The following is a 13548-nucleotide window of genomic DNA, read 5'->3' on the forward strand; positions in this document are numbered from 1 at the left end:
AAAAACTTAATATGGAGCAGAGTATTATTAACTTCAAGTGTTAAAAGGGAATAAATAATTGATGGTTTTTGATGAACTAAATGCAGAGTCAATCCATGGGGCTATAATCAATGGATGTCACCAACTTATTAGTAAACGAGAGGAGCTTAATAGGATTAATGTCTTTCCGGTTGCTGATGGCGATACAGGTGATAATATGGCTTCAGTATGTGTTGCTATTATCGAATATTCTGAAATAAAAGAAGACAATAAATTAACCCTTGAGTCAATAGCACAAGCAGCCATTTTAGGCAGTCGCGGCAACTCTGGTATTCTATTAACACAATTTTTTCTTGGGCTACATCAATACCTTCCTATTTCCAATAAGTTAAATGTGGGTAATTTATGTTCTGCTCTCAAAAGAATTGGAGAAGAAATTAACTCTGTTTTATCAGCACCCGTTGAAGGAACAATAATTACTCTTATTAAAAAACTGGCTGAGTTTGTAAACTCACAAAATCATCCCAACTCTATCGTAAAAACCATGAATATCATCACTCCAATGCTTAAAAAGGAAGTAGAAAAAACCAAAACAACTCTCAAAATAGCAAGAGAAGCAAAGGTTGTGGATGCAGGAGCATTGGGCTTTTACTACTTTATTGAAGGGTTCACTGATTTTTTAGCAAAAGGAGTCGTCCTCAAGTCATCTACACCACATAAAATTCATCCATCACAAGCACATGACCATCAAATGATTGAGCAACCTCAATTTCGCTACTGTACTGAAGCGGTTCTCAGAAACCCGCTAATAAGTCAACATGAGTTGGTGCAGCAATTTAATAATAAAGGCGATAGCCTAGCAGCTATAGGTACAAAAGACTTGCTTAAAGTTCATATTCATACCAATGAGCCGACTCATCTATTCAGCACTCTTTATCGACTAGGTACTGTAAAATACCCTAAGGTTGATGACATGCAACGACAGTATGAGGTTCAGTTTGCAAAGAAACACTCCATCGCATTAGTTACTGACTCAAGCGCTGACTTACCCCAAGACCTTTTAGACAAATATCAAATTCACACCATTGCTTTAAACATTCATATCGGGGAGCATGATTTTTTAGATAAATACAGTTTTGAACCAAATCATTTTTATAATCAGCTGCAAAATTTGCCTACTTACCCAAAAACCTCCTGTATTTCCCCGTATCAGGTCAAACAATACTTAAATCGACTGCGTGCTCATTATAACCATGTTTTGATTTTATCAATCTCCAGTGCCATGAGCGGCATGTACGCAGCTTTTATTGAAGCGAGTAAAGAAGACCCGCAAATAACTGTATTAGATACAAAAACCAACTCCGCATCACATGGATTATTACTCCATTATTCAGGGGAGCTAATTGCAGCAAAACTTCCTTTTGCCGAAGTCATCAGAAGAGTTCAAGTCGCTATAAAAAATACCTTTATTTTTGTCTTGGTAAATCAATTTGATTCAATGATTCGCTCTGGAAGAATGAGTAAGCTATCAGCAAAACTGGCATCTTGGTCGCATATCAAGCCTATAGTATCCATTGATAAATACGGACGCGGAATTGTTGCAGGAAAATCTTTATCCTCAGCAAAAGGGCTTGGCAAATTAATTCAATTAGTTCAAATGCAACTTAAGAAAGCAAATGCTCACCTAGAAGACTACGCGATTGTTCATGCGGACAATCACGAATATGCAACTCTCCTTGCAAAAACTAGCTCTGAGTATTTTAATAAAGACCCTCTTTTTATCAATACGGTCTCTCTCGTGATTGGCTTGCACGCAGGAAAAGGCTGCGTGGCAATAGCAGCTAGAATAACACCTGGATAATAAAGGTAGGCACAAAAGAAAGGAACACTCTAGATGATGATTATGTTTGTCGTGCTTTTAATTATAATAGCTCACATGTCTCTTATCTGGCTTTGGTACCGAATAACGAATAACCCGTCAGTCGTTGATGTAGGATGGGCATCGGGCCTCACATTAAGCGGACTCATTTATCTAAGTCAGTCTCCCTTATCGATACGCACTGTGATCCTTGGCACCGCCTTATTAATGTGGGGTCTTCGTCTTGGTGGCTATCTTTGGTGGGCTCGAATTAGACAAAAACATGTCGACAAACGCTATACGGCATTAAGCAATTCCTGGACTATTAAAAAGCCCCTCGGCTTTTTTATTAATTTTCAGCTTCAAGGACTATTTATCTTTATTGTCTCCATATGTTGGTATTTTATTTCTTTGAGCACTGCAAAAAATATAACCTTTGTTGATATCGCGGCGCTCATTTTCTTTATTTTTGCTTTGGGCTTAGAATCACTAGCAGACTTTCAGTTACAGCAGTTTAAAAAAAGTCATCCCGGACAAGTGTGCAATCAAAAATTATGGCGTTTCAGCCGGCATCCTAATTGCTTTTTTGAATGGCTTATCTGGTGCTCGTTCACATTTTTTGCACTGCCATCTCCTTATGGCGTACTAAGCCTCTTCTCGCCATTAGCATTGTATGTGATTATGGTATTTATCACTATTCCAGTGACCGAGCGTGAATCCGTAAAAGCAAGAGGACAAGACTATATTGAATATCAATCAACAACACCTCAATTTTTTCCTAAAATAACCGGGCTTGATTAAGGCCCACGGCCAGGGATTCATCTTGCACTCCAAAATTTTAATTGCTATACATCCGGCCTAATGGAATAACCAATGAGTCCGCCATGCGCTATCGAAGAGTAATCATTCCCGGTACCTGCTATTTTTTACGGTCAATCTGCACGACAAAAAAGTAGGTTGCTCACTGAAAATGATAAATTACGTTGCTGGATTATCCATTTTCATTGAAGCCATCGTTGTGTTGCCTGACCTGAAGACGATGGAAACTATTCTTTACGCTGGAATTGGACTAAGGGCATTTTTTCAAAACTGATACCGGCTAGTGAACCTATTTCTGATTCCAGAAAAAATAAACGGGAACAGGGTATCTCGGCAAAAACGATTTTGGGAACATCTCATTCGAGATGAGAAAGACGTTAAACATCACGTCGATTCATCCGTTATAATCTCGTTAAGCATGGATATGTAGCTACCTACGCGTGCTACACGCTTGATCTATAAAAATAAATTTACTCTGTGCTGATTCATAAACTATACTAAAAAATCATGGGTATCAATAAGAATAATACCCTGTAATTTCACACTCAGTTTAAGTCTCGTGCGAGGACTAACTGCTCCGCGTAGGGTAGATATTCTCATAGTGATGGCGGGTAGATTGGACCAAATATTGTTATTGCCGTTTCTTTTTGGGATATTTCACACCTCCAATAAGTGATTCGCTTCGAGTTTGTAAACGATTTAGGAGTTGCTGGATAAAACGAACTTGTTCTTAAAACTAGAGGGTATTTGATGCGAATAATAAATATACTTGTAGCGTTAAGTTTGGTCCTGCCTACAACAACAATTGCCGGCACAAATTTATTTAATTCCAGTAAAACTGTTTTACCTAAAACCAGTGAATGTTCCTGTCCATGTAAACCGGCTGAGATTCCTCTGACTGAACCAAATCAATCAGATATAGCTGTGGCAACATGGGCAAATGAAGCTATTGTGTCTGCTTTTTCTTATAATTTTGTTAATTATAATGAGGCATTGCAGAATTTATCAGTATATTTTACTACCGAAGGTTATAAGAATTTCCAGCAAGCACTAGATAAATCAAACAATCTCGAAGCTGTTAAAGCTAAGAGATTAATTGTTTCAGCTGTTGCGACGCGTGCACCGATTATTTTACAAAAAGGATTATTGAATGGTGTTTACTCCTGGCGTGTGCAAATGCCAACACTAGTCACGTATCAGAGTTCCACTGAGTTTTCACAACAAAACAATCTAGTCACTATATTGATAGTACGAGTACCTACTTTAAATGCACCTAAAGGGATTGCTATCAGCCAATTCGTTGTTGGAGAATATAAAGATAAATAGGTAAGTAGAAATGTCGGGCCATGGGCCCGACCAGCACTCTTTTATTTCTTATTCATAACAACAAACTTCACGAATAGTAAAGTCAATATTACAACTGGAATAATAATTTCTGATATGATAATTCCGGCGTTATAAGGCGCAAAATTTTCATGTAAAATCATTTCTCTAATATGACCATATAAAGCGCCTATTATAAAAAATGACCATCCTAAACCAGTAGCCAGCCAAAATTTTCCTCCAATAAATAAGGATAGGATACCTAACAAGGCCCACGCGCCATCGTGAAATCCAACTTCAAATTGAAATGGACTACCAATAGGCCAACCAATCATTTCAGCTGCCATATCAGGAAAGAATACATGGCTGATAAAACCAATTAAACCGATAAGACCTACCGTAAAAAATAGGAAATAAACCAAGTATAAATCTACGACCTGTTCAGCAGAATAATGTTTGCGTCTAATCAAATAGTGAATAGTTGCAAACAATATACACATTATAAGAAGCATGTTATTAATCATTTTAATCCCCTTGTTTATCATATATTAACCATAGCACAGCGGAGCAACCGTAGGTCGGCCCCACGGCCCGACATTTCATCGTACTGCCCCGTAAACGTGCTACCTAAAAACCGTTGAGACACAAATGGTATTTTCATCAGTGAGCGACTTAAACTTGTTCAAGAAAGAACCTTTAACTAAATTCAAAAAAACGATGGAGGATCCCAACGGATTTACTAATGGAGAAAGTGCTTCGAAACAAAAAAAGCTTGTATCAATGTCATCATGAGCTATCATTCCTGCTATCCATATTTGTTCATCAATATGGCCTAAATGAACCGCTTTTGAAAACCTCTACTCACTTAACTAAACAGGAATTTTACCTATGAGAAAAAAGATGGATAAACTCTTAGAACACATGAGCGCGTTTGAGTTAAATTTTAAATACCTTTTTGGTTATTCGGAATCCCAAGAAAAACAAGAAGAATCAGAACATTGTACTCACCCTAACGCAGAACCGGATAATGCATCTGAGCTTAATGAGAGCGTAACGTCAACACTCTCACCTGAATATAAAATAAGCTTTGCTAAGGTTCGAGAGCAGCTGGAGCACAAACCAAAACCCTATCGGCATTCGTTAAATGAAGAAGAAAAAAAACTAATCGCTGAAAGAACAGCATTGGCAAGCCCCATAGCTAAATTGAACTTCCGCTACAAACTGACACAGAGCTTATCCAAAAATCCAAACACTGAGCAGCTCTTTGATATTAATAAAAAATATAAATTTCCATCATTATTCGTTTTAGCCCTCTCTAAGGTAAGAACAATGAAATTAAAAGGGGAACTGAGTGACGACTCTTTGAGTGTCCTTCCTAATGAGCTGATTGAACAAGTGAATTTTAAGATTTAGGAGAAAAACTTAGGGGTAATAAGGGTAGCCCGTAAGGAGCAAAGCGGATTACGGGCTACCCTTGCTGTCTTAAATGATTGTAATAGTGTCAATTAGTAAATACACTAATTTGCCTAATTTTATAAAGGATTATTAATGTTTTTCAAATTATCAAATACAATTTTACCTCTCTCCATTTTTGCAACCTCTGCTTTCGCAGGCACCATGGGTGCAGCGCCCAATCCTCAAGGTTTTTTTATTGGAGTAGGTGGAAATTATAACTCTGTAAGGATTCAGCAGGATTCATGGGGTCTGGGGATTTCAAGTTTATATATTGACGGGGTGTACAATTCTACCGGGATTGCCCAAGGGAATGCTGCCCCGTTTAAAAATACGAGCCAAAATTTATCGCCCGAGGCTCAAGCTGGGTATTTAAGATACTTTAATGAGAACATTTATTATGGGATTAAATTTACTTATCAATATCTTGGCGAAGTAGCAACTAATAGGGATGTTTACCTTCCTCAAACCGGTGTGCTTACCAGTGCATCAGGCACCCAGAGCCCTATGTTCGGATATGCAATTGCTGATTCTGTTGAAACAACTATTAACCACGAGATGAATTTATTCGCTTTAATTGGCAAACAATTGGGTAATAAAAGCATTTACTTAGGTGCAGGTCCTTCATTAATCAGTTTGCAATCACAAAACTACAACTCCATAGGTTATGCCATTGTGAATGGTGAAACACTTAATGTCACCGGTTTGGTAAACTATGGCTCGCCTACCATGTGGGCATGGGGTGGCGGTGGTCAAATTGGAATGTCCTATTTTATTACTCCTTCGTGGTTTATAGATGCATCTTACACTTTTTCAGCTTTCGAAAACCGTGTAAGTCGACATGAACAGTCATTTGCTAATACATCTACAATGAATGGCGATAATCTGTTAACAACAGGAATTTTGGCAACAAAAGATACTTTTAAAACGACCGTGTTGCAGTCTATAAACGTTTCCATCAATAGAATGTTTGATCTTTAGTTTCTGGTGGTTATGCTAGCGGCAATAAATCAAGCATAAATTTAGTATAAAATAGCTTGATTAAAATGCTCTTATTTGGGGTAGAGCACAATTTAATTAATTGGTTGGGAAGGGATGACCCAACCTTCTTGAAAAATTATCATTTGTTTTTTATGGTTATTCCCTGGTTCACCGGAAGACACCATTACTTTTGGGTTAAGAAAAATATTTATTGCATGCATTGTGGAATTAAAATCATTAAAATAACTTGGTGAGAATGGACAAATAAGGCCAAGGATTAGATCACAAATGATTTTTAAAAAACTTCTTTCTATCTCTCTACCACTACAAGTAATCATTGCGATTATTTTGGGTATTCTGACAGGATTGCTGATCGGAGATGAGGCAGCCATTTTTGAGCCCTTAGGTAGAATGTATACAATGCTAATGGAAACCGTTGTCTTCCCTTATGTTATCTCCACCTTGTTAGTCAGCCTTGGAGATTTGTCTCCCTCGCTTTCACTCAAACTATTAAAAAAGATATGGGTCTATTTTTTATTATTGTTACTTACCTATGGCACATTGATTATATTAGCTCAAGCAATACCATTAGCGACCACATTATTAACCTACGAACAAACAAACAATCCTCAACAATCAGGAATTTTGGATTTTCTACTGCCAGAAAATCTATTTTACGATTTAACAAATAACTATGTTCCCGCTGTTGTAATTTTTTGTATCTTATTTGGATTCATGCTTCAGCACATTTCAAATAAATCAACCCTGTTTAGCGTATTAGAAACCATAAGTAACACCTGCCTATCATATTGGAATTGGCTGGTTAAGTTCGCGCCTATTGCCACCTTTGCCTTAGTGGCTTATATTTCTGGAACAATAAAATTCAACCAATTATATGATCTCAGCATATTTTTGATTTTATTTCTTATTGGTATTTTATTGCTTATTTTATGGATCATCCCTATCACGATTTCTTCTTTTACTGATATTCGATATAAAGAAATCCTGCCTGAACTTCGAGATGCATTAATTATATCCGCCATCACTACATTATCTGTCGTTGCGTTACCGTATATACAAAAAATTACAGAAAAATTTATTGCCCATAAAAAACCTGAGATCGATACGAAAGAAAACGAAGATATCATCAATACAATCTTACTAATCAATTATCCACTCGCACAATTAGGCAATTTCTTTGTATATCTTTTCATCCTGTTTGCCTCACTTTATTTCGATTCGCCAATTAATAACTTGCAATATGTCTTTCTGCCTGTTATTTCCTATCTCTCATCAATTGGATCACCATCGAGCTCTATTAACTCTGTTGCTTTTCTTGCTAATTGGGTGAACTTGCCTATCGATACAGTTAATCTTTATATGAGCTTATTGCCACTTATTCGCTATGGACAAGTGTTATTGTCTGTCATGGGTTTTGCTTTTATTTCTATTATTGGTACTTTCGTGTTCTTTGGATATGCAAGAATAAACTATAAAAAAATGGCGAGTCATTTCATCATCGCTTATGCGTTACTCATCATTCTTGCCTTTACTTTAAAAAGCGTATTTCCTAACCCAGGAGAAAAAAATTATACGCGATTGAATTCATTTTCTTTAAGCAGAGAACTTGTTGATAAAACTCAGGCAACCATCATGCCATCTTTTGATGAAAAAAATATCTCATCGAAAGAAAGTACAGAAGACGCTTTATTTCGTATACAAAGAACCGGTGTATTACGAGTGGGCTTTAATGCGGACATGCGTCCTTTTGCTTTTTACAACAAAAAAAATGAATTAGTCGGCTATGATATCGCCTTTGCTTATGCGCTTGCCAAGGCATTGAACTCTCGCCTCGAATTTATCCCTTTTACTTGGCAATATTTAGTTAGCGACCTGGCAACAAATAAGTTTGATATTGCCATGTCGGCCATTTACGCAACTGAACAACGATTGACAAGCAGCAAATTCACCGAACCTTATTTTCATAGTCCAGTTTCTTTAATTGTACCTAAAAATAAGCAAAATCAATTTCAAACTGCAGATCAGATAAAAAATATAAAAGGATTAAGAATCGGTGTATTTAACGATCCCGTTTTAATTCCATTAATTCAAAATAACTTTCCTAACGCGCGTATTGTAATCTTGCCAAATATAAGCGGCAACGCACCTGCGCAAGCATTCGCGCAGAATCTGATTGATGCTGTTTTATGGAGCCAAGCTCAAACTCAAGTGTGGGTTTTGGCACATCCGGAATATACTTCTGTTGTGCCTTCTGGTGTTGCGGCCCCCTTTCTCATGGCCTATATGGTGCAGCTTAACTCACCTCAATTTGTAAATTTTTTAAATTATTGGCTTACACTCAAGAAAAATGATGGATTCCAGAAAAAAATGTACGACCAATGGATATTAATTCGGCCCAGTACCGATCATCAACCACGATGGAGCATTTGGAGAAGTCTATCTAATCGGTATGGTTCAAATCAGTGAACACTTCCCATCAAATTTCGTCGCAAGCAAACAAAATTTTCATTAAAAGGTTGCTTGCTTAAAGACACTATCTACGCTTGTTACTACGTGGGGCCTAAATTAGAATCGTCCGCAGAACTATTATCCTTATTCTCGGAAGTGATATCTTTAGGAGCAGAATAAAAACCCTGTCTTGTCAAATGTTCTGTAAGACCTGTAGCCTGCTTTTTAGCAGCTGCATTAGCTTGTTCTAATGTATGATTTTTCTGTCTTAAATCAGCAATGTAGTGTAACAACGTTAGAAATCCCTCTTCGCTGAATGTAAGACCTTTTATGTCCGGCGCGCCCTTTCCTCCTGATAGTTCATAAGCAGCAGAATCTAATCGCTCACTAAAGCGTTCTTTTATAAAGTTATCATTAAGACTGTATCTTAATAACAATCTAACCTCAGTAGTTTTATAAAATTCTAATTCGGAATTTAATGCTTTCTTAGATTCAGTATCCAACCTAGGATCTTGTACTAACATCAATAGTTGAGCTGTTCTCTTTTGAACCAATAAATAAGCGTGTTTATTCGCCCGCTCATAATAAGGATTATTTTCAGGTATGGCCAAATAATATTTTAATGCTTCATCGTCTAATTGCTGTTCTTGACAATACTGACCTAATTCCCAAAGTAAGGATTTATTAGGATAGTCCAGAGCTTTGGTATAAACGTCTTCGAGACTTTTTCCCTGTGCTTTGCATAACTTCAGTTCCGCAAGATAGGTATTTGTATCATCTTTATCAGTAAGACCGAGTGTTCTGTGAATTTCTTCTTTTGCCTTTCCTGCTATTTCATGTAAATGAGATACCGCCTTTAAGAATTGCATCATTTCATACTTATCTTCTGTCGCAAACTTTATACGTCCTAACGTTCTTCCTTGACCCGGTGGGTGCTCGACAGGCGACACATAGGTGATGTTTGTATTGAATGGTAGATTCAGCTGCAATTGCTGCCTCACGCGCTCGATAACTTGCTCCGTACTAAAAACCAATTCCATAGCTACGTGATTGGAGTTTTTAACCTGTTGCGTTCGAAGCTCACTAATATCCTGACTTTGATATGCCTTGTAAATTCTTTCTCTTTTGGCTTCAAATGTTTTATCACGTTTCCAATTATTTTCTGTGGGCATGATTTATATCCTTTATATGCTTCGCTAGAAAGATGTTCCCTTTAATATGTACACCATTATTTTTCGTTTTTCAAAAGCATGATGCTTAACAGGTAGCCCGGAAGAAGCGTAGCGGATTACGGGATTTCTCAACTCATAATTAGCTCTCTCATATACACGAAGGTAAAAACAATATCAGAACAAACCCCGTAATCCGCTACGCTCCTTACGGACTGCATTTCTCAAAACACATTTTAAATCCATCATCTACATCAGCATGCGTCCTCCAGAATCTTAATACTCATTATTAAAATTTCATCAATAATTTTAATAATCCGCTAAGTCTTCATCGATAAAATAACCTAAATCAATTCAATATGATTAAATATTAGACATTTTGAGGCGATGAATTTATTTAACAATGTAAATTAGGAGAGGTCCAATGCTTAGCAAAAAAGAAACACAAATCAATACACGTTCTGTTATCAATCATGACCATTTAATCGCTGATGAAGCTTGTATGATAGGAATTTATAGAGAAGGTGGTAATTTATCAATTTATGCTGAATCACCTGAGGGAATTGAACATTTCTCTATAAATCGAGGAAACACCGTGGATATGGTGATATTAACAGATACTTTAGTAGGAACATGGGAATATCATCAATTACAACGTACAGTGGAGCAAGCAGCACAGATTCGAGCGTTAAGAATGAGTTCTCATGAGTACATCGAACACTCTGCCACTCGCGCTGAATTCGAGCAATTCAAGGGAGTATTTATGCGAGCGTGCGAAGAAAAAATACACAATCAACCTGAAATTGAAAGTTATCTCCAAACTGCTTTGGATATGTTAGATGGGGAACCAGAGATGGCTTACAAACCCAAGTTGTCAGAGCAATGCAGTATTCTCTAGTTTTACTGTAAAAAGCTCGAAGTTTCAAAATCTTCGAGCTTTTGATATCTCTCATTATTCCCGTTGTATTTGCAAACCAAATCGTTCTCAACTATACCTCAAAAGAGACTATCAGGTTCCCTCAATATGGGTGACTTTTTATGGATAAACTAAATCTCAATTTACTTCGCGCCCTGCATGAACTCTTAAACTGTCGTCATCTAACCCTAGCTAGCAAAAGAATGGGCATAAGCCAATCCTCAATGAGTATTTATTTGAAACAACTTCGTGCGCATTTCCATGATGATTTACTTGTTCGTGGGCAAGGCAATATTATGCAACTGACCCCCTTGGCTAGCTCATTGATAGGCAAAACCCGCCAAGCACTCTCAATGATTGAAACATTATTTAATATTACAGATGCCTTTAATCCCTTAATTTCAGAAAGAAGTTTCTCTATTGGGATGACTGATCTGGTCTCAATTTTATTGACTCCGAGCTTGATTCGCCGATTGGAGCAAGAGGCTCCAGGCATAAAATTAAATATTAAGCATCCTAGCTACTTAAATTCGATGGAGGTGTTTGAATCCGGTGAGATTGATTTAATGATTGGTATGTTTGAGGGAGTTCCCGAAAGCCTAAAGCAACAAAAATTGTTTCAAGATGAAGCTGTCATCGTTGGGGGCGGTAACCATCCAGGAATCGATGAAGGGAAAATTTGCATTGAAGAACTATTAAAGTACCCATTAATTCAGTTTTCATTAAGAGATACTCCTTTTTATAATTATTTTGATCGTTATTTACGTCAACTAGGGCATGACAAACGGGTTTCTATTAGCTTAGGCCAGGGAATCATGCCATTACTTGTCCTGACTGATTCTCAATATCTGACATTAAGTATTCGCCATGTAGCTGAAGAGCTTTCTCATTTGATACCCTTAAGTATTGCTTCAGTTCCCTTTGAGGTTGACCGTTTTTATTGCTATCAATATTGGCATCAAAAAGATGATGTTGACCCGGGCCATCGTTGGTTTCGAGAAATGGTCTTCAGTGTGGCTAAGAATTATTATCCGAAATAATCAATTTCAACCCAATCTAAGATGTTAAAACCAGCAAGAGGGTTGGGTCGTTTTCGACCCACCTTCTTTGCTAAGCAAACTCAGATTTTCCTGAAAATTCTGGTTTACGATCCGTTGGACGGGCTTTCACATGCCAGAGTGGCAGCATCAAAAATAATGGAATCAAGCAGCAAACAAACAATGTAAGGAAGAAATTATCCCAGCCGTAATTTTTGATAATTGCCCCCAAAGGAGCACCAGCCATAACAGCACCTAAACAATAAGCAAAAAATCCGGCAAAACCAGTTGCAGTTGCTGCTGCTTTTTTATGCGCTAACTCCGCGCACGCCATACCAATCATCATTTGCGGGCCAAAGATAAAAAAACCAAAGAAAAAAAGAAATAATGAATCGAGGAATGGGGTATATCCCTTAGTCAAAGTAAAGAGCAGTAACGTGGCAAATACACCTGCAGTAAAGAGTACATTAATGGGATTGCGTTTACCTTGAAATATTTTATCAGAAATCCAACCAGCAGCCAGGCTGCCAAAAAACCCACCAACCTCAAACCATATGACACAACTACCAGCTGTGATTAAGGAATAATCCTTCACCTCGGTTAAGTACAACATGCTCCAATCATTTAGAGCCGTTCGCACAATGTAAATAAACAAATAAGAAATGGACAGTATCCAAATATATGGATTGCTTAGCACATAATTCCAAAGAATTTCTTTAACTGAAAGCTCTGTTTTTTCATGGTGGTGATTTGCTGAACCAGAAAAGTCTTTCTTATGTTGCTCTATCGCAGGTAAACCCAGCGACTGAGGAGTATCTCTTAATCGATTGATTAAGAAAAAACCTCCTAAAATGCAGATGATCCCCGGCACAAACATGGCTGAACGCCAGCCGTAATATTGCGCGCACATCGCAACAATCAAGGGAATTAATGCACCCCCAACGTTATGTGATGTATTCCAAATACTCCACCAGCGACCGCGTTCGGATTGAGAATACCAATGGGTTAATAACTTAGTACATCCTGGCCATCCCCAGCCTTGAAACCAGCCATTCAATCCCCAAAAAACAGCAAATAACCACCAGGTGGAAGACAAACCAAACAAAATATTAAAAACTCCTGTCAAAATTAGCCCAATCGCCATTAAATAACGAGGATTTGACTTATCGCCAAGAATTCCACTCAAAAATTTGCTGATGCCATAACTTAAGCTCAAAATACTAGCAATCATTCCAAGTTCAGTTTTGCTCATTCCTAGGGTGCTTTGTAATGCAGGCATAGCGAAGGTAAAACTTTTTCGCGTAAAATAAAACAAAACATACCCTAAATACATTGCATAAAAGGTACGTATACGCCAATAACGATATTGCCGTTCAACAACGACTTTATCTTGAATTTCATTAAGATAAGGAGCAGGTTTTAGAAAAGTCAAAAATGCCATGATCATCCATCATCATGAAAAAAAATAAGATTAGAATGTAACTCGTCAAGTATGTCAAATTATTTCGCATGAAAATGAGCAGATCTCTATCTATAGATCATTAA

The 13548-nt window shown here is 37.4% G+C and carries 11 protein-coding genes; 8 read left to right on the plus strand and 3 right to left on the minus strand.

Features of this window, described 5'->3' with window-relative positions:
• The first annotated feature begins 61 nt into the window (after positions 1 to 61).
• From ACWTEW_RS22700 to ACWTEW_RS22710, 3 genes are all read left to right on the plus strand, one after another.
• Positions 62 to 1840 carry a DegV family protein gene (locus ACWTEW_RS22700; protein WP_454783391.1) on the plus strand — a complete coding sequence of 593 codons (1779 nt, stop codon included), beginning with the start codon at positions 62 to 64 and terminating at the stop codon, positions 1838 to 1840.
• A gap of 36 nt (positions 1841 to 1876) precedes the next feature.
• Positions 1877 to 2638, plus strand: coding sequence for a DUF1295 domain-containing protein (locus ACWTEW_RS22705; protein WP_454783392.1), 762 nt, complete (start codon positions 1877 to 1879; stop codon positions 2636 to 2638).
• Between the two features lie 768 nt (positions 2639 to 3406).
• Positions 3407 to 3982 carry a DotI/IcmL/TraM family protein gene (locus ACWTEW_RS22710; RefSeq protein ID WP_454783326.1) on the plus strand — a complete coding sequence of 192 codons (576 nt, stop codon included), beginning with the start codon at positions 3407 to 3409 and terminating at the stop codon, positions 3980 to 3982.
• Between the two features lie 41 nt (positions 3983 to 4023).
• Here ACWTEW_RS22710 and ACWTEW_RS22715 read toward each other — a convergent pair whose 3' ends face one another.
• On the minus strand, positions 4024 to 4503 hold the full coding sequence (locus ACWTEW_RS22715) for a DUF6790 family protein (RefSeq protein ID WP_454783327.1): 480 nt from the start codon (positions 4501 to 4503) through the stop codon (positions 4024 to 4026).
• 364 nt (positions 4504 to 4867) lie between these two features.
• Here ACWTEW_RS22715 and ACWTEW_RS22720 point away from each other — a divergent pair, with 364 nt between their 5' ends.
• The 3 genes from ACWTEW_RS22720 (at position 4868) to ACWTEW_RS22730 (ending at position 8899) form a co-directional block, all read left to right on the plus strand.
• Positions 4868 to 5392: a hypothetical protein gene (locus ACWTEW_RS22720; protein WP_454783328.1), complete on the plus strand. Its 525-nt coding sequence runs from the start codon at positions 4868 to 4870 to the stop codon at positions 5390 to 5392.
• A 135-nt stretch (positions 5393 to 5527) separates the two neighbouring features.
• On the plus strand, positions 5528 to 6412 hold the full coding sequence (locus tag ACWTEW_RS22725) for an outer membrane protein (RefSeq protein WP_454783329.1): 885 nt from the start codon (positions 5528 to 5530) through the stop codon (positions 6410 to 6412).
• Positions 6413 to 6700: 288 nt separating this feature from the next.
• Positions 6701 to 8899 carry a cation:dicarboxylate symporter family transporter gene (locus ACWTEW_RS22730; protein ID WP_454783330.1) on the plus strand — a complete coding sequence of 733 codons (2199 nt, stop codon included), beginning with the start codon at positions 6701 to 6703 and terminating at the stop codon, positions 8897 to 8899.
• A gap of 83 nt (positions 8900 to 8982) precedes the next feature.
• Here ACWTEW_RS22730 and ACWTEW_RS22735 read toward each other — a convergent pair whose 3' ends face one another.
• Entirely contained in the window at positions 8983 to 10053 is a 1071-nt protein-coding gene (locus tag ACWTEW_RS22735) for a hypothetical protein (protein ID WP_454783331.1), read from the minus strand.
• 421 nt (positions 10054 to 10474) lie between these two features.
• Between ACWTEW_RS22735 and ACWTEW_RS22740 the strand changes: the two genes are divergently transcribed.
• Positions 10475 to 10948, plus strand: coding sequence for a hypothetical protein (locus tag ACWTEW_RS22740; RefSeq protein ID WP_454783332.1), 474 nt, complete (start codon positions 10475 to 10477; stop codon positions 10946 to 10948).
• 140 nt (positions 10949 to 11088) lie between these two features.
• Positions 11089 to 12006: a LysR family transcriptional regulator gene (locus ACWTEW_RS22745; RefSeq protein ID WP_454783333.1), complete on the plus strand. Its 918-nt coding sequence runs from the start codon at positions 11089 to 11091 to the stop codon at positions 12004 to 12006.
• A 70-nt stretch (positions 12007 to 12076) separates the two neighbouring features.
• On the opposite strand, the gene pgtP is transcribed toward ACWTEW_RS22745, so the two are convergent.
• Positions 12077 to 13444, minus strand: coding sequence for a phosphoglycerate transporter protein PgtP (gene pgtP / locus ACWTEW_RS22750; protein WP_454783334.1), 1368 nt, complete (start codon positions 13442 to 13444; stop codon positions 12077 to 12079).
• Positions 13445 to 13548 lie beyond the last annotated feature (104 nt).

The organism is Legionella stuttgartensis, from assembly GCF_977063405.2.